The following is a 25147-nucleotide window of genomic DNA, read 5'->3' as shown; positions in this document are numbered from 1 at the left end:
TCCATGAGCAGCCCTTCCACCACACCGGCGGCAACGCCGGCGTTTCCCGTGATCAGCGAGAAAGTCTCCGGGCGCACCTGGCTGGCGGTCGCTGCCGGCATGCTGGGCGCCTTCATGGCGGTGCTCGACATCCAGATCACCAACTCCTCGCTCAAGGATATCCTTGGCTCGCTGTCGGCCACCCAGGAAGAGGGTTCGTGGATTTCCACGGCCTACCTGGTGGCGGAAATTATCGTCATTCCCCTCACCGCGCTGCTGGCGCGCGTGTTCGGACTGCGCACCTACATGATCGGCACCACCGCTTTCTTCCTGCTGTTCTCCACCTTGTGCGGCACGGCCTGGAACCTGGAAAGCATGATCGTCTTCCGCATGCTGCAAGGGTTTACGGGGGGCGCCCTGATCCCCATGGCCTTTACCCTGGTGATGCTCAAGCTGCCGCCGTCGAAGCGCGCCGTCGGCATGGCCATCTTCGGCCTGACGGCTACCCTGGCGCCGGCCATGGGCCCGACCCTGGGCGGCTACCTGTCCGAGCTGTATGGCTGGCCGTCTATCTTCTACATCAACTGGGTGCCGGGCGTGCTGCTGATCGTCGGCATGATCTATGGCCTGGACAAGGAGCCGATGAAGCTCGAGATGTTCTGGAAGGCCGACTGGCTGGGCATCTTCTTCATGGCCCTGGGCCTGGGCTGCCTGACCATCTTCCTGGAAGAGGGCAACTCGAAGGACTGGTTCGACTCGGGCTTCATCATCACCTTCGCCGCGCTGGCCCTGGTGGGCATCCTGGGCTGGGTCGTCACCAGCGCCACGCGCGCCGAGCCCTTCGTCAACCTGGCCCTGTACGGCCAGCGTAACTTTCTGGTTGCCACCGTGCTGTCGGCCGTGACGGGCATGGGCCTGTATGGTTCGGCCTTTTTGCTGCCCCTGTTCCTGGGCCAGATCGCCGGCTATTCGCCGATGCAGATCGGTGAAGTCATCATGTGGGTGGGCTTGCCGCAGTTGTTCATCATGCCCTTCGTGGCCAAGCTGTCATCAAAGGTGGACAACCGCATCCTGTGCTCGTTCGGCCTGCTGCTGTTCGGCGGTTCGTGCATGATGAATGCCTACATGGACGCCTCCACCGGCTACGACCAGCTGCTGTGGTCGCAGGTGGTGCGCGCGCTGGGCCAGCCCTTCGTCATGCTGACCCTGTCGAACTTCGCCATGAAGGGCATCGCGCCGAAGGACATGCCGTCCGCCTCGAGCTTGTTCAACATGACGCGCAACCTGGGCGGCTCCATCGGCATCGCCCTGCTGGCCACGGCCCTGAGCACGCGCGAGCACTTCCACTCGCAGCGCCTGGGTGAAGCGATCAATGCGTATTCCAGCGCCACGCAGCTGCGCATCGACCAGCTGACGTCCTCGTTCATGGCCAAGGGCTATGACGCCGTCACGGCCGGCAACCAGGCCTTGCAGGCGATCGACGGCATCGTGCGCCGCGAAGCGTATGTGATGGCCTACAACGATGGCTTCTTCCTCATCGGCGCCATCCTGCTGGCCTGCATCGTGCCCCTGTGGCTGGCCGACAAACTCAAAGCCCCCGGCGGCGGTGGCGGCGGTCATTGACCGCGCACAGTCCGCACGTGCAGCACCTCAAGAACAAGAAGGTAATCATCATGCAAACAGTATTGACGAAAATCGCGCTGGCCGCTTCCCTGGCCGTGGCGCTCTCCGCCTGCGGCACCGTGGGCCAGGATTTCACGGCACCGGCCAACGTGGCCGGCATCGACAACGCATCGTTCCGCCACGGCGCCGCTGCCGCGGATGCCGCGCAGTTGCCGAAACAGTGGTGGAGCATCTACGGCGACGCCACCCTGGACCGCCTCGAGCAAAGCGCGCTGCAGGACAACCCCAGCGTGAAGGCGGCGGGCGAGCGCCTGCTGCAGGCGCTGGCGCAAAGCAGCACGGCGCGCGCCAACCAGGGTCCGCGCGTCGACGCCAGCACGGGCATCTCGAACTCGCGCACCTCGGCCAACACTTCGCAGGGCCTGGCCCTGGGCAACCGCTCCATCAGCGGCAACAATTTTTCCATCGGCGCCTCGATGTCGTACGAAGTGGACTTGCTGGGCCGCGTGAAACGCCTGGTCGAAGCGGCCGACTCGCAGGCGCTGGCGGCGCAGGCGGACCGCGACGGCGTGCTGCTGATGCTGTCGGCGCAAGTGGCCAGCAATTACTGGCAGCTGCGCGGGCTGGATGCGGAAATGGCCATCCTGAACGGCGCGCTCGATACGCGCCGCGAATCGGCCGACCTGGTCGAGGCGCGCTTCAATGCAGGGCTGACGAATGAGCTGGACCTGGCGCGCGCGAAAGTCGAGCTGTCGAACGCCCAGGCCGACCTGCACGAAGTCAAGCGCCAGCGCAACCAGCTGGAAAACAGCCTGGCCACCCTGACGGGCAAGCCGCCGTCGGCGCTGCAATTGCCGGTGGCCGCCGAGCCTTCCAGCCTGCCGCTGCCGCCCAGCATCCCCGTCGGCCTGCCCGCCAGCCTGCTGGCGCACCGCCCGGACCTTGTCTCCAGCGTGGCGAACCTGCGCGTGGCGAACGCGCAGGTGGGCGTGGCCGAAGGCGCGTTCTATCCCTCGCTGCAATTGACGGGCAATTTCGGCTACGCCTCGGAAAAGCTGCGCGACCTGGCGCAGGGCGGCTCGCGCCAGTTCAGCTTTGGCCCGCTGGCCCTGTCCCTGCCCATCTTCGACGGTGGCCGCAACCAGGCCAACCTGGACTTGAGCAAGGCGCGCTATGCGGAAGCCTTGGCGAACCACGAAACGAAGCTGCTGACGGCCTTGCGCGAAGTGGAAGACGCCTTGTCCGACGTGGAGCAGCGCCAGTTGCAGGGCGATGCCCAGGCGCTGTCGCAGGCGGCCGCCGCGCGCGCCTACCTGGTGGCGCGCACGCGTTACGAGCGGGGCATCTCGACCTACCTGGACGTCACCGATGCGCAGCGCAGTTCCCTGGCAGCGGACCGCGCCGCCGCGCAGATCAAGACCCAGCGCCTGCTGGCGACGGTCGCCGTGGCCCGCTCGCTGGGTGCCGGCTGGCAGCCGGACGGCGAGCTGGCCAAGCTGGCGTCGGCACCCGCAGCAAAGGCCAACTAAGTACGACGATTACGTGAGCGTGGCCGGTGGCGGTGTCGCCGCCGGCCCGTAGCGTTCCAGCAGAAAATCGATGAAGGTCGTCAGCTTCGGCGTGGGCTGGCGGTCGCGCGCATACACGAGGTGCATGGGGCGCGGCGCCGGCACGTAGTCGGCCAGCAGCGGCACCAGCCTGCCGGCGGCGATATCGCCAGCCATCAGGATCTCTGCCTGCATGACGATGCCGAAGCCGTGCAGGGCCGCCACGCGCAGCGCCTGGCCATTGTTCGAGCGGAAGCGGCTTTCGCGCACGGGGCTGCCATCGTCGTCGCCGCTCCTGGCCAGGCGCCAGCGCACGTGGCGCGTCCATTGCATGAAGTCCAGGCATTCGTGGTGGGCCAGGTCGGCCGGCGTGCGCGGCGTGCCGTGTCTGGCCAGGTAGGCGGGCGCGGCGCAGATCACCATCGCATACGGCCGCAGCACGCGCGCCACCATGGCGGAATCCTCCAGCTTGCCGATGCGGATGGCCGCGTCAAACCCTTCTTCCACCAGGTCCACCGTCCTGTCGTTCAGGTTCAATTCCAGGCTCACTTCCGGATACGCATCGAGGTAGTCGGCCATCAGCGGCGCGATGCACTCGCTGCCGAAGGACACGGGCGCCGTGATTTTCAGCTTGCCGCGCGGCGCCGCGCGCATGGCTTCCGCCCCCCGTTCCGCCGCATGGATGCTGGCCAGGATCTGGCGGCACTGTTCCGCATACTGCTGGCCGATTTCCGTCAGGCTTTGCCGCCGCGTGGTGCGCGCCAGCAGCCGCGCGCCCAGCCGCTCTTCCAGGTATTTGATGTGCTTGCCCACCATCACGGGCGAAATCCGGAACGCCTCGGCGGCGGCCGTGAAACTGCCCGCATCGACGACGGCGACAAAAATCTCCATGCTGCGCAATTTATCCATGGCATCCCGATTGCAAACTGTAGATTAGTAATCTTGTAAATTCTAGCGTATTTATTCCTTTTTGGAAGCGGCGCATACTGGCTCCATCGTTCAACCCACACAAGGAAGCAGCATGAAAATCGTCATCATCGGCGCCAGCGGCACCATCGGCACGGCCGTCGCCGCCCAACTGGCGCAACGCCATGAAATCATCGAAGTGGGTAGCCGCAGCGGCACGCACCAGGCTGACATGGGCGACATCGCGCAGGTGCGCGCCCTGTTCAAGCGTATCGGCAAGGTCGATGCCGTCGTCGTCACGGCCGGCAAGCTGCATTTCGGCCCCCTGGCCGAGTTCACGCCCGAGCAGTTCCAGGTCGGCCTGGAGAGCAAACTCATGGGCCAGGTCAACGTGGCCCTGGTGGCGCAGGAATACCTGAACGACGGCGGCTCGATCACGCTCACCAGCGGCATCGTGGCCGAGCAGCCTATCCGCTTCGGCGCGGCCGCCAGCATGACGAATGCGGCCGTGGAAGGCTTCGTGCGGGGCGCCGCCATCGAATTGCAGCGCGGCGTGCGCATCAATGTCGTCAGCCCGACCGTGCTGGAAGAATCGCTGGCAGCGTACGGCCCGTTTTTCTACGGCTTCGAGCCGGTCGCCGCCAGCAGGGTGGCGCTGGCCTATAGCCGCAGCGTGGAAGGGGCGCAGACGGGACAGGTATACAAGGTCTGGTAAGCCGCTTGCCATGCCATGGGGCAGGTGGGACAATCGCAGGCTGAACAAGGAAGCGGCCGCGCCGTGATGGCGCGGGGCGCTTGCTTGCTGTGAACCACAACCGAGGCCCCATGAAAAACATCCTGATTCCCCTGCTGATGGCCGCCGCCGTCGGCAGCGCCTGCGCCGCGCCACAGGCCGCCACGCCGGCCACCGCCGCCCAATTGACGGCCATGAGCGCCCGCTATGCGCCCGTCGCGCTGACGGCCGATACCACCCACCTGTCCGCGGGCGACCGCCAGGCCATCGCCAAGCTGGTCGAAGCGGCCAAGCTGGTCGACGTGCTGCAATTGCGCCAGCGCTGGTCCGGCAACGAAGCGCTGTGGGCAGCCTTGAAGAAGGACAAGTCGGCCCTGGGCCAGGCCCGTCTGAATTATTTCTGGATCAACAAGGGGCCATGGTCGGTGCTCGACGCCCACGCCTCCTTCATGCCGGCCAGCTACGCCGGCATCGCCATTCCCGCGCACAAGCCGGAAGCGGGCAATTTCTACCCGCAGGGCGCCACCAAGTCCAGCGTGGAAGCGTGGATGAATGGCTTGTCGCCGGAAGACAAGCAGCAGGCGCAATGGTTCTTCACGACCATCCGCGCGGGCAAGGATGGGAAATATCAGACCGTCAAGTATTCGGACGAATACAAGGTGGAGCTGAAGCAATTGGCGAAACTGCTCGACGAGGCGGCGGCCGCCACGGACAACGCATCGCTGAAGAAATTCCTCACCCTGCGCGCCAAGGCTTTCCTCGACAACGACTATCTGCCTTCCGATTTCGCCTGGATGGACCTCGATGCGCCCGTCGACATCACCATCGGCCCGTATGAAACGTACAACGATGAACTGTTCGGCTACAAGGCCGCGTTCGAAGCCTACGTGAACATCCGCGACCAGGCCGAGACGCAGAAGCTGAACTTCTTCGCCAAGCACATGCAGGAGCTGGAAGACAACCTGCCGCTCGACGCCCGGTACCGCAACCCGAAAGTGGGTGCGCTGGCGCCCATGGTGGTGGTCAACCAGGTGTATGGCGCCGGCGACGGCAACATGGCCGTGCAGACGGCCGCCTACAACTTGCCGAATGACGAGCGCATCATCAGCGCGCGCGGCTCCAAGCGCGTGATGCTGAAAAACGTGCAGGAAGCCAAGTTCAAGGCCACCCTGACGCCGATCTCGAAGCTGGTGCTCACGCCCGAGGCGCAGCAGGACGTCGATTTCAATTCCTTCTTTACGCACATCCTGGCGCATGAAATCATGCACGGCCTGGGCCCGCACGCGACCACCGTCGACGGCAAGGCATCGACGCCGCGCCAGGACTTGAAGGAAGCGTATTCCACCATCGAGGAAGCCAAGGCCGACATCACGGGCCTGTTCGCGTTGCGCTACATGATGGACAAGGGGCAGCTCAACGACACCCTGGGCCAGGGCGAGGCGGCCGAGCGCAAGCTGTACAACACCTTCCTTGCGTCCGGCTTCCGCACCCTGCATTTCGGCCTGACGGATTCACATGCGCGTGGCATGGCCATCCAGATGAACTACATCCTCGACAAGGGCGGTTTTGTCTCGCTGGGCGACGGCAAGTTCGGCGTCGATTTCAGCAAGATCAAGCAGGCCGTGATCGACCTGGACCGCGAATTTTTGACCATCGAGGCGACGGGCGACTATGCGCGCGCGAAAGACCTGATGACGAAATACGTGGTGATCCGTCCTGAAGTACAGGTGGCGCTCGACAAGATGAAGGCCGTGCCCAACGATATCCGTCCGGAATTCGTCACGGCGCGCGCGCTGGATCAAGCTGCGAAGAAATAAACGCGGCCCTGGCGATTGTCAAGGTGAAAAGCCGGTGCCTTGCACCGGTTTTTTTTCGTCTTTTTTTCTGAAAAGTTGCCTGTTTTTCCTTGTGGAAATATCCGTACCGCTTACTCTGCAGTGGTTGCCGTCCTTGCCTCCCGCCTATCCCATGCTGAAACCGCTCTTATTGATGAGCTTGCTCATCGTCCTGCCCCCTTTGTCCGCCGTGGCTGCCTCGAATCTGACCGACCTGGAAAGCCGCTGGCTGCAGGCGGGCCAGCCCGTCGTCGCGTTTGCGCGTGCGCAAGGTTTGCCGATCGATATTATCGTCCAGCCCCAGGACGCGCCCGGCGCCGTGCCGCTGGCGCTGGGCTACGACGCAGGGCGCTGCAAGCTGGTGCTGTCTCTGCGCGGCAATACCCAGGCGCAGAGTGTCTTGCATGGCGTGGCGCCCGCGCGCCAGGATGCCATGATCGAGGCGATGACGGCGCATGAAATCGGGCATTGCCAGCGCTATGCGCAAGGCGACTGGCATGCCTTGCCGCGCGGCTTTGTCGAGCGGCCCGGCAAGCCGTCGGGCCGGCAGCAGGGCAAGCTGGCACAGCTGGAACAGGAGCTGCGCGAAACGCGCCGCGAGGAAGGCTATGCGGACCTGGTGGCGCTGGCGTGGATGCATGGGCGCCACCCCGGGCAGTACCAGGATGTGCTGGCGTGGATGCGCGGCGTGCGTGCCGGCGATGCGGCACAGGGCGGCTCGCATGCCACGCAGGCATGGCTGGCGCTGGCGGACGATGGGGCGGTGTTCGATGGGCCTGGGTCCCCATTTGAACAGGCGCAAGTATTGTGGCGGCAGGGCTTGAGCAGCGACAAATAAACCATGAATTCCGCCATGGATGGCCGGTCAGCGTGTGCTGTCGCACGGAGCTTTGCGTCCGGCAGGGGTCTAATCTGGGCATCAACTAACCAGAGAGGAACCATCATGAACAAAATGATCGCACTCGTGCTGGCCGCCAGTGCCAGCGCCCTGTTTGCCGCCACGCCCGCGCATGCGCAGGATGCCTCGTACAAGAGCTTGACGGACAAGGCGTCCGCCGATTACAAGCAGGCCAAGGCCGCCTGCGACAGCCAGAGCGGCAACGCGAAGAAAGTCTGCGTGGAAGAAGCCAGGGTGGCGCGCGCCAAGGCCGATTCGGATGCCGTGGCCCAGTACCGCAACACGCCGCGCGAACTGTCTAAGGCGCGCAAGGACGTGGCCAATGCCGAGTACGACCTGGCCAAGGCCAAGTGCGGCGACCGCACGGGCGCCGACAAAACCACGTGCATGAACGATGCCAAGGCGGCGAAAACGGCTGCCCTGGCCGATGCGAACACGGGCGCGCGGGCCGGCACCAACGTGGCGCAGAATCCGCCTGCCGCGACGAAGGAAAACTGCGATGCCATGGATGCGACGGCCAAGGCCGCCTGCGTGACGCGCAATGCGGCCAGCAGCACCAAGACGGCCATGTCCGACTCCGTCATCACCACCAAGATCAAGGCCGACCTTGTCAAGGATTCCACCTTGAAAGCGCTCGATGTGCATGTGGAAACGGTGAACGGCGTCGTCATGCTCAGCGGTTTCGTGCCATCGCAAACTGAAGTGAAGAAGGCGGGCGACCTGGCGCGGGGCGTGGAAGGCGTGACGGACGTGAAGAATGGCTTGAAGGTGAAATAATCCATGGGGCCGGGTCCGCCGGGGGGGGGGGGGCATGCGTCCCGGTGGGACGCATGCCGATCACGCCGTGACTGGCCCCGATTTACACACGATGCAGCCGGGACCGGGATCGGGACCGGGACCGGGGGCCGGCGCCGCGCCGCGCGACGTGGCGCCGGTTTTTTTTGATTGTATAAATGACGATCATAATATAACATGGGGAAAACCCGCCGCAGCCGCTGCGCCATCCGCGTGGCGTGGCCGCCTGGCGGCATCCACTTTTTCTCATGAGGACAGCATGCTTTCCTATCCCTTCGCACAATGGCTGGAGCGCCGCGGCATCCACTTCGCCTGGATCATCGTCGCCATCACTTTCCTCACTGCATTGACCTCGTCCGCCGCCCTGGGCTTGCCCGGGGCGCTGATGCAGCCGCTGAGCCGCGAGTTCGGCTGGGATGCCGAACAGATTTCCTCGGCCCTGGCCGTGCGCTTCGTGCTGTTTGGGCTGATGGGGCCGTTTGCCGCCATCCTCATGGAACGTTTCGGCTTGCGCAACGTCATTTGCGTGGCCCTGGGGCTGATCGCCACCGGCATGCTGCTGGCCACGCGCATGACGCAGTTCTGGCAGCTGGTGGCCTTGTGGGGCATCCTGCTGGGCCTGGGCTCGGGCATGACGGCGCTGGTGCTGAGCGCCGTGGTGGCCAACCGCTGGTTCGAGACGCACCGTGGCCTGGTGGTGGGCGTGCTGACGGCCAGTTCGGCCACGGGCCAGCTGCTGTTCCTGCCCGTGGGCGCCTGGCTGATCGAGCACTACGGCTGGCGCACGGCCGTCATGCCCGTGTTTGCCAGCTGCGCCATCGTCGCCGTGCTGGCCTTCCTGTGCATGCGCAACCGCCCGCAGGACGTGGCCTTGCGCCCGTATGGCGCCGACCCGGCCATGCCCTTGAGCGTGCCTCCCGCGGCAAGGATGACGTTTGCCACGCCTTTTTTGATCCTGCGCAGCGTGGCGGCCAACCGTACCTTCTGGATACTGTTCGGCACCTTTTTCATCTGCGGCCTCAGCACCAATGGCCTGATCCAGACGCATTTCATCTCGCTGTGCGGCGACTCTGGCCTGTCCGCCGTGCCGGCCGCCTCCGTGCTGGCCATGATGGGCGCCTTCGACCTGTTCGGCACGATATTGTCGGGCTGGCTGTCGGACCGCTATGACAACCGCAAGCTGCTGTTCTGGTATTACGGCTTGCGGGGGCTGTCGCTGTTCTGGCTGCCGTACTCGGAATTCACCCTGTACGGCCTGTCCCTGTTCGCCATGTTCTACGGCCTGGACTGGATCGCCACCGTGCCGCCGACCGTCAAACTGGTGGGCGCCACCTTCGGCAAGGAGCGGGCAGGCATGGTCTTCGGCTGGATCTTCGCGGGCCACCAGCTTGGCGCCGCCGTGGCCGCGTATGGCGCGGGCCGCATCCGCACCCTGATGCTGACCTACAATCCGGCCCTGTTCGCGGCCGGCACCGCCTGCCTGCTGGCGGCCTTGCTGGTGCTGGCGATCCGGCGCCAGAAGGCGGCCGCACCCGCCGCCCAGCCCGCATGAAAAAAGCCAGGCCCGCATGGGCGGAGCCTGGCTTTTTCATGTTCCAAGAACGCCTCAGAACACGTTCAGGGCAAGGCGCATTGCCGAAGGCAGTACGAATAGTACGACCAGGCAATGCAACGCCGCCATGGACTGTTCTGTGGTGTTCTTACTTGAGATATTTGGCGAGCCAGCCCTCTACTTCGCTGTAGAAGAAGCGGCTGTTCTCGCCCTTCAAAATCCAGTGGTTTTCGTCCGGGAAGACCAGCAGTTTGGCCGGCACGTTCAGGCGCTGCTGCACGGCAAAGTTCATGAGCGCATTGTTGGCCGGCACGCGGTAGTCGAGCTCGCCCACGGTGATCAGGATCGGTGTCGTGAAACCCGTGCCTTTTTCGTGGTTGCCAGCTTGCATGACGGGGCTTTGGTCGCGCCACACGGGCAGGTTCGACCAGACGGGGCCGCCTGCATTCGTTTCACGGCCGAAACCGCCATCGCTGGTGCCCCACTGCATGATCAAGTCCATTTCGCCCGCATGCGAGACGATGGCCTTGTAGCGCGTGGTGGTCGCCTGCAGCCAGTTGGCCAGGTGGCCGCCATAGCTGGCGCCGCCGGCGGCCAGTTTCGCGCTGTCGATGAACGGGTATTTCTTGATGGCTTCGTCGACGCCCTGGTTGATCTCGTCGCCCGGGCCTTTCAGCGGGTCGAACTGGATGGAACGCGCGAATTCCTCGCCGTAGCCGGTGGAACCCTTGTAGTCCGTCAGCAGCACGACATAGCCGGGCTTGGCCAGCAAATGATAGTTCCAGCGCAGCACGAACTGGTCGCGCCACATGCTGGCCGCGCCGCCGTGGATGACGGTAAACAGCGGATATTTCTTGTTCGGGTCGAAGTTTGCCGGCTTGACGAGCATATTGTGGATCTGGCGGCCATCGGCCGTCGTGAACCAGAAATGCTCGGGCGCCTGCCAGTCGATCTTGCTGGCTTTCTCCGTGTTGAAGGCCGTCAGGCGTTTCGGCTGCTTGCCGTTGAAGGCATAGATTTCAGGCGGATTGATGGACGACTCCCACACGCCCACGAGCGACTTGCCACCGCTGCTCAGCGAGCCGATGCTGCCCGTCGGCAAGGATGGCTCCTCGCGCACGTCGCCGCCCCTGGCGTCGATCGAGTACAGCTTTTCCAGTCCCGCATATTCATAGCTGAAGATGACGCGCTTGCCGCCTTCGGGCAGCACGTAGCGGGAAATTGAACGGTCCAGCTTGGCCGTCAGGATGGTCGGCGCCGGGCTGCTCATGGGCCAGGCAAAGCTGGCCAGGCGTTTCACGTCATACACCTTGCCTGGCGTCTGCGCGTCGCTGAGGGCGAACAGGGTCTTGCCGTCGGCAGAAAATTTCAGGCTGCCATAGCTGGACTTGTCCTGCGTCAAGCGCTGCGCTTCGCCACCGGCCACGGGCAGCAGATACAGCTGGGAGTAGACGGCTTCGCGCTGCGCCGCATCGCGGTTGGTGGCGGCGTTGAAGACGACAGCCTTGCCATCGGGCGTCCAGATGGCGTCCAGCGATTGCCCCTCGTCGCCCTGGCCGCCGCCAAAGCCCGGCAGGGCGGCCAGTTGCGTGCCCGACAGGATGTCGCGCGGGGCTGCGCCAGTTTCGGCATCGACGACGAACAGGCGCACCTGCTTGTCGGTCAGCCATTTGTCGAAATAGCGAGGCGCTGTCGTTTCATACGAGCGGGCGCTGTATTTGCGCTCCTTGCGCTCTTTCGCGCTCTGCTTGACGTCGGCTTCCGTCTTGTTGCCTGGATAGATGTCGCTGATGAAGAGCAACTGCTTGCCGTCCGGGCTCCATTTCGGCGTGCGCGCGCCGAGGGTCAGCGACGTCAGGCGCTGCGCTTCGCCGCCGCTGGCCACGTCGAGACGGTAGATCTGGCCCGCCTCATCGCCGTCGCGCTTGGCGACGAAGACGAGCTGGCGGCTGTCCGGCGACCAGGCTACGGCGCCTTCGCCGCCCTTGGAATAGGTCAGGCGGCGTGCGGCGGTGTCGTCGGTCAGCGATTTGATCCACAGGTCCGACCATTGGTCCTTGTTGTCGTAGGCGCTGTCGACAACGGAAAACACGGCCCACTTTCCGTCCGGGCTGGCGACGGGCGCGCCCACGCGTTTCATCAGCCACACGTCTTCATGCGTGATGGCGTGTTTGGTGACAGCTTGCGTAGCGGCAACAGGTGCGGCGGCGGCCGTATCGGCGGCGTGGGCCAGCGAAGCGCAGGCCGCTGCGATCAGCAGCGAGCCGAGGGAACGGCGAAGACGGGGTGAGGTCATGGGCGTGGTCCGGAGAATTGAAAAAGAGTACTGCGAGCAACATTATTGCCCATCGTTTCCTCTGCTGCCAAGGCCATGAACCGTTACTTACCGGGCCGCCGCACGCCTGGCGGGCGGGTGGGCCATGCCTGATCAGTTAAACTTGCCGCTTTACTCACGCTGGCGCCGGCCCACCATGAAAATTAGTCTATCCTTATTGAAAACGCTCTTGCTGGGGACGGGCGCGCTGCTGGCCGCCCCCGGCTTCGCGGCCACGCCCGCGCCCTACCCGAATACGAGCGCCATGGGCGTGGGTCACGCGGAAAGCACGGCCTGGTATGCCAGTTGCCTGAAGGCCAAGGATGCGGCACCGCCGCCGGCCGACCTGCCCGCGCCCTCGGCTGTTGCTTCCATGCAGCAGTGCCAGGCGACGGACCTGTATTACGATACCAAGAGTATGTCCTCGCCCAAGCCGGTCGACTGGCGTCCCGCGCGTCATTGCGCGATGGCCACGCAGAACAGCGCCGTACTGATGATGCTGTACCAGAATGGGCAGGGCGTGCAGAAGGACCCGCTGCTGGCGCTGAAATACGCGTGCAGCATCGACGCGGCGCCGGCCGAAATGCAGGGCCGCATCGAACACTTGCAACAGATCAATGCCAGCGGGCGCGGCCTGATCGACCTGTGCGACGACATCACGAGCGGCTACATGATGGGCGTGTGCAGCGCCATCGATGCACGCCAGAAACAGCGTGTGCGCGCGCAGGCGACGGAGAAAGTCAGTGCGGACATGCCGGCCGTGGCGCAGGCAGCGCTGCAAAAATTGCAGGCGGCGGCCAGCAAGTTTGCCGATGCGCGCGGGGCCCATGAAACGGATTTGAGCGGCACGGCGCGCGCCGCCCTGAGCATCGCCGCCCGCACGGCCGAACTCGACCTGCTGGCGCAGGATGTGCGCGGGTACGAAGCGGGCAAGCTGCCTGCGCCCGTGTCCAAGGAACAGGCGGCGGCGCTGGACAAGGAGCTCAACGCCATCTATGGCAAGCTCATGAAAAAGCCGGCGCAAACCCATGCGGGCGCCGTGGACAAGGATGGCATCCGCGCCACGCAGCGCCTGTGGCTGGCGTACCGCGATGCCTGGATGAATTTTGGCGCCGTGCGCTATCCATCCGTGACGGGCGAGACGTGGGCCGCCCTGCTGACGGCGCGGCGCAATGCACAACTGCAAGATTTGCTGGGGAACTGAGCCATGAGAGAGGCCTATTACCACGAAGATGATTTTTGCCAGATCGAACTCTTGCCGCTGGATAATTTGCAGCACTGTCTGGCGCAGATGGGCGAGCAGGAAGCGTTCGCCGACGCGCACCGCAGCGGCGCCGGCTGGACGCAGATGTACGTGCGCGCCGCGCCGCCGTCGCCGCTGGCCGCGCTGGGCATCACGGCGCAGCAGCTGCGCCTGGCGCTGGCCGCTGACTTGCCGCCGTATGGCGCCGTCTATACGGGCTACAGCAGCTACCGCGTGGAATGCAAGAATGTGCTGGCATTTGGCGCCGGCACGACGGAAACCCTGTTTGCCGGCCTGGACGAGGGCGGCATCGTGTGCGACCTGTGGTGCAGCGATGGCATGCCGCAACTGTTGCTGCTGCCCTTGAAGGAGCAGCTCCTGCTGGCCGACTGGGGCGCGGGCTTTGTCTGTCCGCTGGCCGATGGCGACCTGTTCGGGCGCTATCTGCGCGAATACGAACTCGACTAGTGTTTATTCGCAGGCGATGGCATTCGGCTGCGCCACCTTGATGACGGAGACCAGGCGCGCCATGTCGTTGCCGTCGCCCTGTTCCCCATAGGTTTGATAGCTATCGATGACGATGCGGGCGTGTGCTTGCCAGCCGCAATTGTCGGCCTGGCGCGCGGGCACGCGCAGCAGGCGGCGCGCCTGGCCATCGTTGGCAAAGCAGAACCACGCATCGTGCGCGGCAGCCGGACGGGGCAGGCGGCCCCACTGCGCCTTGTCGGGCGCGAAGCAGACGCGCTCGCCGATGATCTGCACGCTCATTTCATCCGTGCGCACGCTGTACTGGCCGTCGAGCACGATGGGTGTTTGTGCCTGGGCGGACAGGCCGGCGGTGGCCAGGAGGAGGGCGGCGGCAAGTTGCATGCGTTGCTTTCAGGGCGGGCGGGATGAAGAGCCAGTATAACCGGGGGGGCCGGAAACGAAAAAAGCCAATCCCGGAGGATTGGCTTTTTAGTACTGCGCATTCGTGGTAGGCCGTGCGGGATTCGAACCTGCGACCAACGGATTAAAAGTCCGCTGCTCTACCAGCTGAGCTAACGACCCGAAAGAGGCCGCATTATATATCAGTTGAAAAAGAATGCAAAGCATTCCTGCACGAAAATGAATATGCCTCAATGCAGGGCGGCCGTGAGCTTGAGCACTTCCTCGATGCTGGTCGTGCCGTCGATGACCTTGCGCGCGCCCGCGAGGCGCAGCGGCGTCATGCCGTCGAGGAGGCTCTGGCGGCGCAGTGCGTGCACGTCGGCGCCGGCGCGGATCAGCTGGGCGAACGCCTCCGTCACGCCCAGCAGTTCGTAGATGCCGGCCCGGCCCCGGTAGCCGCTGTGCCGGCATTGCGGGCAGCCGACGGGACGATAGACCTGGCCAGGCCGGGCCAGCTGGCCGCCGGCCACGTCCTGCCATTGCGCCTCGCCCGGCGCGCCGTCCGGCCGCTTGCAGTCGGGGCACAGGCAGCGCAGCAGGCGCTGCGCCAGCACGCCCGCCAGGCACGCTTCCAGCAGGTAGGCGGGCACGCCCAGTTCCAGCAGGCGCATGACGGAAGACGGGGCGTCGTTGGTGTGCAGGGTCGACAGTACCAGGTGGCCCGTCAGCGCCGCCTGGATGGCCATCTCGGCCGTGGCCAGGTCGCGGATCTCGCCCACCATGATGATGTCAGGGTCCTGCCGCATCAGCGCCCGCACGCCATCGGCGAACGACAGTTCGAGGCCGGCCTGCGTCTGCACCTGCATCTGGTTGAAGGCCGGTTCCACCATTTCGATGGGGTCTTCCACCGTGCACACATTGACGCTGCTGCCGGCCAGCGCCTTCAGGGTGCTGTACAGGGTGGTGGTCTTGCCCGAGCCGGTGGGCCCCGTCACAAGCACGATGCCGTGCGTGCGCGCCGTCAGTTGCTGCCAGCGCAGCGCATCGGCAGGCGGAAAGCCCAGCTCCGCTAGGCTGCGGATGGCGACTTCCGGGTCGAAGATGCGCATGACGAGCTTTTCGCCGAAGGCCGTGGGCAAGGTCGACAGGCGCAGTTCGATTTCCTGGCCCTGCGCATTGCGCGTCTTGATGCGGCCATCCTGCGGGCGGCGCTTTTCCACCACGTCCATGCGCCCGAGCAACTTGATGCGCGCTGTCATGGCCAGCAGGACCACGGGCGGCACGTGGTAGGCCTGGTGCAGCATGCCGTCGATGCGCAGGCGCACCAGGCCCGCATCGCGCTTCGGTTCCAGGTGGATGTCGGAGGCGCGCTGGGCAAACGCGTATTGCCACAGCCAGTCGACGATGCGCACGACGTGCTGGTCGTTGGCGTCGAGGCTTGCCTTGCCGCGCCCCAGCTCCACCAGCTGCTCGACATTCTGGCGCAGCGCCAGGTCTTGCGTGGATGCCAGTTTTGCCACCTTGACGGCACTGGCGAGGCTGAAAAATTGTGCGATGGCATCGGCGATGTGCACGGGATTGGCGATGGCCAGGTGCAGCGTGCGGGGTGCAAGATTTCCCAGCTGCGCCTGCCACGCCAGCGCATACGGCTGGGCCGTGGCGATGACGATGCGGTCAAGCGTGCACTCCACGGGCAGGATGTTGAAGCGGGCCGCATAGCCGGCCGTCATCACGTCGGCTACCTGGCTGAAATCGATGTGCAGGGGATCGATGCGCATGTACGGCAGGCTGGCACGTTGCGCCAGCCAGGCGCACAGGGCGTCGAGCGTGAGGCTGCCGTGGGCAATATGGCACAGCGGATGGAGGGCGGGTATCGGCTGCAGGGCGGCCTGGCGCTGCAGTGCGTCCGCCTGCGCGGCGTCGAGCAGGCCGTCTTCCTGCAGCCAGGCCAGCAGTTGCGGCAGTGCCAGCGGCGTGTCGGCTGGAGGGGAGACGGGCATAGCCGGTGCCTTTCATGGCGACCGGCCTGCGTGGGCGTGCCGGCGCTTACAGGGTGCTGACGATGCCCTTGACCCAGCTCTTGGCGGGCAGCTTGGTGTCGGCGACGATCTGCTTGGCGCGCTCGAGCAGGGCGGCTTGCGCCTCGGCATCGAGCGTCACCTTGCTCTTGAAGGCGATCGCTACCACGTTCCCATCATGCACTTCCGGCAGGCAGATCACCTGTTCAAACGCAAACTTCATCGCCTTGATGTTTTTTGCGTAGCTGGGGTGGTCGCCGAACAGGTTCACCGTAATGATGCCGTGCGGTGCCAGGCAGGCGCAGCAGGCGGCATAGAATTCGGCGCTGTCGAGCACGGGACCGCGCGCCGTGGCGTCGTACAGGTCCACCTGCAGGGCGTCCAGGGTGCCGTGATTGGCTTCGTCGTTGACGTAGTCGAGCGCATCCATTTCGCGCACGTGCAGGCGCTCGTCATTGGGCGGCAGCTTGAACATCGAGGCGCAGATGGCGATGACGGACGGGTTCAGCTCGATGGCTTCCACCTGCGCCTGCGGGAACTGGCGGTAGCAGAACTTGGTCAGCGCGGCCGTGCCCAGGCCCAGCTGGGCGAGGCGCTGCGGCTGCTCGATCCACAGCATCCACGCCATCATCTGCTGCGCGTATTCCAGTTCCGGCCAGTCCGGCTTGCGGATGCGCATGGCGCCCTGCACCCATTCCGTGCCGAAATGCAGATAGCGCACGCCATCCATCTCCGACAGGGTGACAGGGGCATAACGGGGCTTGCGCGCGGGGCGCGAGGATTCGACTTGTTCGATGGATTTTCGTTTGATAAGCATAAGGCGGCCTGAAAGTGTGCCGCATTATAGCCCGCGCCGGGGCGCCATAAAAAATGCCGGCCCCATGAGAACGACTGGGGCCGGCATTTTAAATTACTGTGTCGCGACGCCAGGCAGTAGCGTCGCTGGCCGCCTGTGCCGACGCGCAGCCGCTCGTGTCAGGCGTTACTGCTGAGCCGGCTCGATGGACACGCGCAGACGGATGCGTTCGCCCGGATCGTAGGACATGATGCTCGTGTAGTTGCGGCCGCGGTAGTCGTAGGTGACCTGGTAGCCCGTGTTGCGGCTTTCCCAGTGGTCGACCTGGCGGCACTGCTTGACGGCCTGTTCCTGCACGCCGCCCTGGTAGTTGTTCTGGTTGTCGACGCGGTCGCCCACGACGGCACCGGCGATCGCACCGGCAGCCGCGGCAGCCGTGCGGCCATTGCCGCCGCCCACCTGGCTGCCCAGCAGGGCACCGGCGATACCGCCGACGATGGAGCCGCCCGCGCTGCGCTGCTGCGGCGGTGCCTGAACCTGCACGTATTCCGTACGGCATTCCTGGCGTGGACGATTGATCTGTTCCACCTGCGGCACGACGCGCACGACCTTGCCGAAATCTTCAAAGTCGGCGGCCTGGGCGAGTGGCAAAGCACCGATACAAAGGGCTGACATCATCAATTTGGCTTGCAAGTTCATTTCTAACCTCGTTATGTAGAGAATCTTTCAGGGTATTTTTTACAACTTGGGGCTATAGTAATCCCGCGGGGCCGATACTTGTGTTTCGCGTGGCAACAAAATGTAACAGCCCAAGCCCCTTGCCCCACAGTCTGTAACATGCACTTTCAATCGATACAAGATGTTGAAGTGACTTGAAACCAGCGGTTTGTAACAAATCTTGCGTTTGACATCATATTCGGGTTGATTCATGCAGGACAACACGTTACCCTAATACGCGTATGGCTTATATAAAATCGCACTGAATCGCATAAAAGTTGATACAGATCGAATCACCGCGTGCGCATTGACCCGCGTGCGGGGATGCAATAAGAAGAGCAGCTAGAAAAAATCCATACATAACAGGTCGATTTGAGGGAAAAATGAGTTTGTTACTAACCGTGCCGCCCAACCTTGTCCAGTCCATCCGTGCCTTTCGCGTGACCGAATTACAAGACGAGGCGATCCGTCTCGGGCAGCACTTTTTATATGCGCATTGCAACGCTGGGCAGACCAAACAACAAGTCATCGGCATTATTGCAGAAGCATTCCTGTTTCCGAAAAACCTGGCGAAGAACTTCGATGCGCTGCGCCTGTGCCTGACGGACACCATGTTCAAGGCCGGTCCGCAGACGGGCTTCCTGGTGGTGCTGGAGCAATTGCCCAATACGCAAAAGTTTGACAAGGAAGCGCGCGAGATCCTGCTGGACGTGTTCCGCGATGCGGCCGACTACTGGGCCGAGAAAAAAGTCCCGTTCCGCGTCTTCTATTCGTTCGAGTAAATACTTACTCTCTTTGCGGTAGTGTCAAATCAGCGCTGCGCCAGCGTGGCGAGCCGCATGCTCTGGTGGCCGCGACCGCCGCGCCACTATGGTGCGCTGCAACAATAATGCCGGCCTTTCTAGATTCGCACCGTCATAGCGGGTACAATGCGCGCTATGAAAAATATCGTTATCCTCATTTCCGGACGCGGCAGCAACATGGAAGCGGTCGTGCGCGCGGCGCAAGCCGAGCAATGGCCTGCCCGTATTGCCGCCGTCATCAGTAACCGGGCCGATGCCCAGGGACTGATTTTTGCTGCGGAACACGGGATAGCGACCGCTGTCGTTGCCAACAAGGATTTTGCCAGCCGCGAACAGTTCGATGCGGCGCTGCAAGCCGTGATCGACGGCTTTGCCCCCGACCTGGTCGTGCTGGCCGGTTTCATGCGCATCCTCACGCCGCCCTTCGTGGAACACTACGCAGGGCGCATGCTCAATATCCACCCGTCGCTGCTGCCGCTGTTCCCGGGCATGGCGACGCACCGCCAGGCGCTCGAGGCGGGCGTGACGGAACACGGCGCGACCGTGCATTTCGTAACTGCCGAGCTCGATCATGGCCCCGCCGTGGCGAGCGCGACAGTCCCCGTCTTGCCGGGCGACACGGAAGACAGCTTATCGGCGCGCGTGCTGGTACAGGAACATCTGCTTTACCCGCGCGCCATCCGCCTGTTCATTGACGATAAACTGTCGGTCGAGCATGGCCAGGTCCGCGTGGACCCTCAATAAAATATTACAGGAAGAATAACAATGAGATTGCCACCAGCGATACTTGCCAATGCTGAAGAAGTATTGCGCGAAATTTTACGTTTCACGGCCCCGGCCGATACCACCCTGTCGCGCTATTTCCGCGACCATCCGCGCCTCGGTTCGCGCGAACGGGGCGCCATCGCCGAAGGCATCTATGCCGTGCTGCGCAACAAATCGTTCTTCACGGACTTCGCTGAAGCGGGCAGCGGCCCGACCATGCGCCGTTTGACCATCCTCGGCCTGGCCGAAGCGGTGGGCGCCGATTCGCTGGGCGGCCTGACGGAAGAGGAAGTGGAATGGCTGGAACGCATCACGCAGATCGACCGCAGCCTGATGCCGGCGAACATGCGCGCCAACATGCCGACCTGGCTGTTCGACAAGCTCATCGCCCAGTTCGGCGAAGCGGAAACCATGAAGCTGGCCGATGCGCTGAACGCGCCGGCGCCGCTGGACTTGCGCGTCAATTCGCTCAAGGCCACGCGCGAAGACGTGATGCTGGCCCTGGCCGAAGCGCCCATCCTCAGCACGCCGACGCCTTACGCGCCGCTGGGCTTGCGCGTGATCAAGAAGCCTTCGCTGCAAAACCTGCCCTTGTTCCAGAGCGGCGCCATCGAAGTGCAGGACGAAGGCAGCCAGATCCTGTCGCAGATCGTCGGCGCCAAGCGCGGCGAGATGGTGGTCGATTTCTGTGCCGGCGCGGGCGGCAAGACCCTGGCGCTGGGCGCGCTGATGCGCAACACGGGCCGCTTGTACGCCTTCGACGTGTCGGAAAAGCGTCTGGCCAAGCTCAAGCCGCGCATGGCCCGCAGCGGCCTGTCGAACGTGCATCCGGTGCAGATCGCGCATGAGCGCGATGCCAAGATCAAGCGCCTGGCCGGCAAGATCGACCGCGTGCTGGTCGATGCCCCATGCAGCGGCCTGGGCACCCTGCGCCGCAATCCCGACGTGAAATGGCGCCAGCAGCCCAATTCCATCGTCGAACTGCAGGCCAAGCAGGCAGCTATCCTGGCCGGCGCCGCGCGCCTGGTCAAGGGCGGCGGCCGCCTGGTGTACGCCACCTGCAGTTTCCTGAATGAAGAAAACGACCAGATCGCCGAGCAATTCCTGGCCGCCAACCCCGACTTCAGCCTGGTGCCGATGCACAAGGTGCTGGCCGAGCAGAAGATCGACCTGGAAATGGGCGACTACCTGAAGTTGCTGCCGCACTTGCACCAGACGGACGGCTTCTTCGCCGCCGTGTTCGAGCGCAAGGTCATGCCGAAAAAAGTCTACGCCGATGAAAAACCGGCCGACGACGTTGACGCTGAAGCCGCCGAGTAAGCCTGTCACGGCCGCCGCTGCAACACGCAGCGGCGGCCGCACTGCCGCCAGCCCGCCTGGCGGCACGGGATCATTCCCCATCCGTACCTCTCCGCCCCACCTTCCGGACCGCCTCCGCCATGACTGAAACCCCGCTGCTGAACCTGATCACCGACTTTGTCGACGATTTCCGCCAACCGGCCATCCTGTGGCAGGCGCTGGCCATCGTCGCCTGCCTGGCCCTGAGCTGGCTGCTGGTGCGGCAGCTGCGCGAATTCCTGCACAAGCGGGCCGAAGCGGCAGCCACGCCGGCCAGCCCGGAGACCCTGCAGCGCACGGACAGTTTCATCCGCATCCTGACGCCCGTGCTGGCGGCCATGCTGCTGGGCATTGCGCAGCACTTCCTGGCCAAGTTCCAGTCGGTGAATCTGCTCAGCATTGCCATTCCCCTGTGCACCTCGATGGCCCTGGTGCGCTTCGGCTTTTATGTGCTGCGCCGCATCTTCGCCCGTCATGGCGAGGTCAGCCCCACCATGTTGCTGCTGGAAAAGATCTTCACGGTGGTGGTATGGGCCGGCATGGCCCTGTACATCACGGGACTGTGGCCGGAATTGCATGCCTTCCTTGAAGGCATCGTCGTGCCGCTGGGTCGCAACAAGGTGTCCGTCGCGGCCATCTTGCAAGCCGCTATTTCTGTGGCCGTGCTGCTGGTGCTGGCCATGTGGGCCGGCACCTCGCTCGACGAGCGCCTGATGAAAATGCAGGGTTTGCACACCTCGCTGCGCGTGGTGCTGTCGCGCATGGGCCGCGCCGTGCTGATCCTCGTGTCCGTGCTGGTCAGCCTGTCGCTGGTGGGCATCGACCTGACGGTGCTGTCCGTGTTCGGCGGCGCCTTCGGCGTGGCGCTGGGCTTTGGCCTGCAAAAGATTGCCGCCAACTTTGTCTCCGGCTTCATCATCCTGCTCGACCGCAGCCTGACCATCGGCGACATGATCACCGTCGGCCAGTTCACGGGCAAGGTGACGCAGATCAATACGCGCTATACTGTATTACTGGGCGGCGATGGCGTGGAATCCATCGTGCCGAATGAAATGCTGATTTCCGGCGGCGTGCAGAACATGTCGCTGACGAATCGCATGGTCTGGCTGTCGACGGCCGTGTCGGTCGGTTACGAAACGGACCTCGATGCCATCTTCCCCTTGCTGGAAGCGGCCACGGCCGGAGTGCCGCGCGTGTCGCAAAGCAAGCCGCCATCGGCCACGCTCGTGCGTTTCGGCGCCGACGGCCTGGATCTGCAGATCGGTTTCTGGATCGCGGACCCGGAAAACGGCACGGGCGGCGTGAAGTCGAACGTGAACCGCGCCATCTGGCGCACCTTGCAGGAACACAAGGTCAGTGTTCCTTTCCCGCAACGCGAATTGCGTATTGTGGGTACGCCTCCGGCACCGCTCGCCAGCGCCGCCGAGGGTGAGTCCGCGCCATCCGGCACCCAGCCTTAACCTCGCTGCCTGCCTCCGTTTTTGCCTGACCGCACCCATTAGGGCGTACAATCACGCCTAAAATTAACTCTGCCGGACCTCCAGGGTGACTGGAGCGACCGTGCGCATGCCCTGTCCACTTGGAGTAGTAGTAATGACATTGAGTTCCGTTTTACACGACGTTTTGCAGTTCATGGCAACTGGCATTACCGATTTGTCCGCATGGCAAGTTTTCCTGTACACCATGGTGGTCACGCATATCACCATCGCCAGCGTCACGATTTACCTGCACCGCCACCAGGCGCACCGGGCGCTGGAATTGCATGCGATTCCCAGCCATTTCTTCCGTTTCTGGCTGTGGCTGACGACGGGCCAGGTCACCAAGGAGTGGGCCGCCATCCACCGCAAGCATCACGCCAAGTGCGATACGGAAGAAGATCCGCACAGCCCCGTGACGCGCGGCATCAAGAAAGTCTTCTGGGAAGGTGCCGAGCTGTACCGCGCTGAATCAAAGAACATGGAAACCATGGCGAAATATGGCCACGGCACGCCGACGGACTGGATCGAGCGCAACCTGTACACCAAGTACAGCTGGCTGGGCGTGGTATCGCTGTTCGTCATCAATTTCATCCTGTTCGGCGTGATCGGCATTTCCGTGTGGGCCGTGCAGATGATGTGGATCCCGATTACGGCGGCCGGCATCATCAACGGCATCGGTCACTACTGGGGCTATCGCAACTACGATTGCGCGGACGCGGCCACCAACATCATTCCTTTCGGCATACTGATCGGTGGCGAAGAGTTGCACAACAATCACCATACCTATGCGACCTCGGCCAAGCTGTCGTCGAAATGGTACGAAATCGATATCGGCTGGGCGTACATCCGCGCCCTGGAAATGCTGGGCCTGGCCAAGGTGAAAAAGCTGGCGCCGGCACCGAAGTTCTCGCACGGCAAGATGGAAGCGGACTTTGAGACCTTGCAGTCCGTCATCGCCAACCGTTACGACGTGATGGCCAAGTACGCGAAATCGATCAAGCATGCCTGGAAGGAAGAGCTGGAACACCTGAAGCACAAGGCGGAGCTGGAAAAGCGCTTCCTGAAATCGTCGCGCAAGCTGATGCAGCGCGAACCGGGCAAGCTGGCCGATGCGCACCACGAGCAGTTGTCGGAATTGTTCCAGCATAGCAAGGCACTGGAAACCATGCACCACATGCGCGTGGAACTGGGCGCCATCTGGGAACGTTCGCACTTTACGCGCGAGCAATTGCTGCACAAGCTGCAAGACTGGTGCACGCGCGCCGAAGCGTCGGGCATCAAGTCGCTGCAAGACTTTTCCTTGCGCCTGCGCAGCTACGCCTAAGCAGGGCAGTTGCCAGTCAGGGCTCCGCGATGCGGGGCCTTTTTTTCGTCCCGGCACAAGGGGAGAGCGGCGGGGTGAAAATCAGGGCGAAAAAAAACCGCTCATCGGAGCGGCTCTTTTTACAGAACACAATATCAATTACTTGATCTTGGTTTCTTTGTACGTTACGTGCTTGCGTGCTTTAGGATCGAATTTCATGATCTCCATTTTCGCAGGCGTCGTACGCTTGTTTTTGGTGGTCGTGTAGAAGTGACCCGTACCGGCGGTCGATTCTAACTTGATTTTGTCGCGGCCTGATTTTGCCATGATAGCTCCCTTATTCTGCTAATTAGACTTTTTCGCCACGAGCGCGCATATCGACCAATACGGCGTCGATGCCGACTTTATCGATGACGCGCAGACCGGCGTTGGACAAACGCAGGGAGACCCAGCGGTTTTCAGATTCAACAAAAATACGACGATTCTGCAAGTTAGGCAAAAAACGACGTTTGGTTTTGTTGTTTGCATGGGAAACATTGTTGCCGACCATCGGCTTCTTCCCAGTGACTTGGCAAACACGTGCCATGGCGCACTCCTTAAAGATATTCCAAATTGGAAAAACGAGAGTATATCCAAAATAAGCCGATTTATCAATGACTTGCGAAAAACAATTGTGTCATGTTGTATTGAAATAATTTAACAATTTAACTTTTCCCCTTCTTCATAGGGGAAGGCACTGGTAAGCAGCGCTGTTTACTGTTAGATAAGCATCTCGGCGCCATCACGTATGTCCTTGTTTACACATGGTTAACTGCGGTGAGGCCGGTCCCGGCCTAGATCTGGCCGTGTTCCGCGAAGGAATGCACTTGCCGTCCGGCCACGACGAAATGGTCGAGGATGCGCACGTCCACCAGCGACAACGCTTGCACCAGCGCGCGCGTCAGCAATAAATCCGATTCGCTCGGTTCGGGCGTGCCGGACGGGTGGTTATGGGCCAGCATGACGCTGGCCGCGTTGTGCAGCAGCGCCTGTTTCACCACTTCGCGCGGATACACGCTGGTGTGGGTGAGGGTGCCGCGAAACATTTCCTGCGTCGTGATCAGGCGGTTCTTGACGTCCAAAAACAACACGTGAAACGCTTCATGCGCCAGATTGCCCAGGGTCAGGCGCAGGTAGTCTTTCACGGCGTGCGGCGAATTGAGGGCCTGGCCTGCCTGCAAGTCCTCGATGATGGCGCGCCGCGCAAGTTCCATCACCGCTTGCAGCTGGGCAAACTTGGCGCTGCCCATGCCGTGCACGGCGGAAAAACTCACGAGACTGGCGCCGAACAGGCCGCGCAGGGAGCCGAAGTGTTCGACCGTATCGCGCGCCAGCTGCACGGCGCTCTTGCCGCGCACGCCAGTGCGCAGGAACACGGCCAGCAATTCCGCGTCCGACAGCGACTGCGCACCATCCTCGATCAGGCGTTCGCGCGGCCGCTCGCCGGCGGGCCAGTCCTTGATACCCATGCTGCACTCCTTCGTCCCGCGCCATGCGGGCAGGCCATGGCCGGCGCCGTCACCGCCCGCCTTACACTGCATTATCGCCACGGCGCGGCGCGCGGTACTGATATGGACCTAACTATCGGCTGGCGC

23 protein-coding genes and 1 tRNA gene are annotated in these 25147 nt (G+C 63.3%); 14 read left to right on the top strand and 10 right to left on the bottom strand.

Features of this window, described 5'->3' with window-relative positions:
* Window positions 1-3: 3 nt before the first annotated feature.
* Window positions 4-1602: a DHA2 family efflux MFS transporter permease subunit gene (locus AC07VL_RS00275; protein ID WP_494804091.1), complete on the top strand. Its 1599-nt coding sequence runs from the start codon at window positions 4-6 to the stop codon at window positions 1600-1602.
* Between the two features lie 50 nt (window positions 1603-1652).
* A complete protein-coding gene (locus AC07VL_RS00270) occupies window positions 1653-3131 on the top strand; it encodes an efflux transporter outer membrane subunit (protein ID WP_494804090.1) in 1479 nt (492 codons plus the stop codon).
* Between the two features lie 9 nt (window positions 3132-3140).
* Here the strand turns inward: AC07VL_RS00270 and AC07VL_RS00265 are convergent, their stop codons facing one another.
* Entirely contained in the window at window positions 3141-4058 is a 918-nt protein-coding gene (locus tag AC07VL_RS00265; RefSeq protein WP_494804089.1) for a LysR family transcriptional regulator, read from the bottom strand.
* Between the two features lie 112 nt (window positions 4059-4170).
* Between AC07VL_RS00265 and AC07VL_RS00260 the strand changes: the two genes are divergently transcribed.
* From AC07VL_RS00260 to AC07VL_RS00240, 5 genes are all read left to right on the top strand, one after another.
* Window positions 4171-4770 (top strand): short chain dehydrogenase, encoded by a 600-nt coding sequence (locus AC07VL_RS00260; RefSeq protein ID WP_494804088.1) that lies wholly within the window; start codon window positions 4171-4173, stop codon window positions 4768-4770.
* A gap of 110 nt (window positions 4771-4880) precedes the next feature.
* Window positions 4881-6605, top strand: a complete 1725-nt coding sequence (locus tag AC07VL_RS00255; protein ID WP_494804087.1) for a dipeptidyl-peptidase 3 family protein — start codon at window positions 4881-4883, stop codon at window positions 6603-6605.
* Window positions 6606-6756: 151 nt separating this feature from the next.
* A complete protein-coding gene (locus AC07VL_RS00250) occupies window positions 6757-7461 on the top strand; it encodes a hypothetical protein (RefSeq protein WP_494804086.1) in 705 nt (234 codons plus the stop codon).
* Window positions 7462-7566: 105 nt separating this feature from the next.
* Window positions 7567-8298, top strand: coding sequence for a BON domain-containing protein (locus AC07VL_RS00245; RefSeq protein ID WP_494804085.1), 732 nt, complete (start codon window positions 7567-7569; stop codon window positions 8296-8298).
* Between the two features lie 277 nt (window positions 8299-8575).
* Window positions 8576-9868: an MFS transporter gene (locus AC07VL_RS00240; RefSeq protein WP_494804084.1), complete on the top strand. Its 1293-nt coding sequence runs from the start codon at window positions 8576-8578 to the stop codon at window positions 9866-9868.
* A gap of 148 nt (window positions 9869-10016) precedes the next feature.
* Here the strand turns inward: AC07VL_RS00240 and AC07VL_RS00235 are convergent, their stop codons facing one another.
* Window positions 10017-12164, bottom strand: coding sequence for a dipeptidyl-peptidase 5 (locus tag AC07VL_RS00235; protein WP_494804083.1), 2148 nt, complete (start codon window positions 12162-12164; stop codon window positions 10017-10019).
* A gap of 175 nt (window positions 12165-12339) precedes the next feature.
* Between AC07VL_RS00235 and AC07VL_RS00230 the strand changes: the two genes are divergently transcribed.
* Both AC07VL_RS00230 and AC07VL_RS00225 read left to right on the top strand, forming a co-directional pair.
* Window positions 12340-13386, top strand: coding sequence for a lysozyme inhibitor LprI family protein (locus AC07VL_RS00230; protein ID WP_494804082.1), 1047 nt, complete (start codon window positions 12340-12342; stop codon window positions 13384-13386).
* 3 nt (window positions 13387-13389) lie between these two features.
* Window positions 13390-13893, top strand: coding sequence for a hypothetical protein (locus AC07VL_RS00225; RefSeq protein WP_494804081.1), 504 nt, complete (start codon window positions 13390-13392; stop codon window positions 13891-13893).
* A 3-nt stretch (window positions 13894-13896) separates the two neighbouring features.
* Here the strand turns inward: AC07VL_RS00225 and AC07VL_RS00220 are convergent, their stop codons facing one another.
* The 5 genes from AC07VL_RS00220 to AC07VL_RS00200 form a co-directional block, all read right to left on the bottom strand.
* Window positions 13897-14295, bottom strand: a complete 399-nt coding sequence (locus AC07VL_RS00220) for a hypothetical protein (RefSeq protein WP_494804080.1) — start codon at window positions 14293-14295, stop codon at window positions 13897-13899.
* A 104-nt stretch (window positions 14296-14399) separates the two neighbouring features.
* A tRNA-Lys gene (locus AC07VL_RS00215) sits at window positions 14400-14475 on the bottom strand.
* A 68-nt stretch (window positions 14476-14543) separates the two neighbouring features.
* Window positions 14544-16295, bottom strand: a complete 1752-nt coding sequence (locus tag AC07VL_RS00210; RefSeq protein WP_494804079.1) for a GspE/PulE family protein — start codon at window positions 16293-16295, stop codon at window positions 14544-14546.
* Window positions 16296-16341: 46 nt separating this feature from the next.
* Window positions 16342-17130, bottom strand: a complete 789-nt coding sequence (locus AC07VL_RS00205; RefSeq protein ID WP_494804078.1) for a spermine/spermidine synthase domain-containing protein — start codon at window positions 17128-17130, stop codon at window positions 16342-16344.
* 165 nt (window positions 17131-17295) lie between these two features.
* A complete protein-coding gene (locus AC07VL_RS00200) occupies window positions 17296-17808 on the bottom strand; it encodes a glycine zipper 2TM domain-containing protein (protein ID WP_076568209.1) in 513 nt (170 codons plus the stop codon).
* Window positions 17809-18209: 401 nt separating this feature from the next.
* Between AC07VL_RS00200 and AC07VL_RS00195 the strand changes: the two genes are divergently transcribed.
* The 5 genes from AC07VL_RS00195 (at window position 18210) to AC07VL_RS00175 (ending at window position 23534) form a co-directional block, all read left to right on the top strand.
* Window positions 18210-18608, top strand: coding sequence for a barstar family protein (locus AC07VL_RS00195; RefSeq protein WP_086146799.1), 399 nt, complete (start codon window positions 18210-18212; stop codon window positions 18606-18608).
* Window positions 18609-18764: 156 nt separating this feature from the next.
* Window positions 18765-19373 (top strand): phosphoribosylglycinamide formyltransferase, encoded by a 609-nt coding sequence (gene purN, locus AC07VL_RS00190; RefSeq protein ID WP_494804077.1) that lies wholly within the window; start codon window positions 18765-18767, stop codon window positions 19371-19373.
* Between the two features lie 21 nt (window positions 19374-19394).
* Window positions 19395-20714: an RsmB/NOP family class I SAM-dependent RNA methyltransferase gene (locus AC07VL_RS00185; protein ID WP_494804076.1), complete on the top strand. Its 1320-nt coding sequence runs from the start codon at window positions 19395-19397 to the stop codon at window positions 20712-20714.
* A 119-nt stretch (window positions 20715-20833) separates the two neighbouring features.
* Window positions 20834-22192: a mechanosensitive ion channel family protein gene (locus tag AC07VL_RS00180; RefSeq protein ID WP_494804075.1), complete on the top strand. Its 1359-nt coding sequence runs from the start codon at window positions 20834-20836 to the stop codon at window positions 22190-22192.
* Window positions 22193-22364: 172 nt separating this feature from the next.
* Window positions 22365-23534, top strand: coding sequence for a DesA family fatty acid desaturase (locus AC07VL_RS00175; protein ID WP_494804074.1), 1170 nt, complete (start codon window positions 22365-22367; stop codon window positions 23532-23534).
* Between the two features lie 138 nt (window positions 23535-23672).
* On the opposite strand, the gene rpmG is transcribed toward AC07VL_RS00175, so the two are convergent.
* From rpmG to radC, 3 genes are all read right to left on the bottom strand, one after another.
* A complete protein-coding gene (gene rpmG, locus AC07VL_RS00170) occupies window positions 23673-23840 on the bottom strand; it encodes a 50S ribosomal protein L33 (RefSeq protein WP_010400929.1) in 168 nt (55 codons plus the stop codon).
* Between the two features lie 22 nt (window positions 23841-23862).
* Entirely contained in the window at window positions 23863-24099 is a 237-nt protein-coding gene (gene rpmB / locus AC07VL_RS00165; protein WP_010400928.1) for a 50S ribosomal protein L28, read from the bottom strand.
* A 247-nt stretch (window positions 24100-24346) separates the two neighbouring features.
* Window positions 24347-25021 (bottom strand): RadC family protein, encoded by a 675-nt coding sequence (gene radC / locus AC07VL_RS00160; protein WP_494804073.1) that lies wholly within the window; start codon window positions 25019-25021, stop codon window positions 24347-24349.
* Between the last annotated feature and the right edge of the window lie 126 nt (window positions 25022-25147).

It is taken from the genome of Janthinobacterium sp. GW821-FHT03C08, assembly GCF_059420905.1.
The sequence above is the reverse complement of the archived record's forward strand: the minus strand, read 5'-3'. Positions and strand labels throughout refer to the sequence as shown.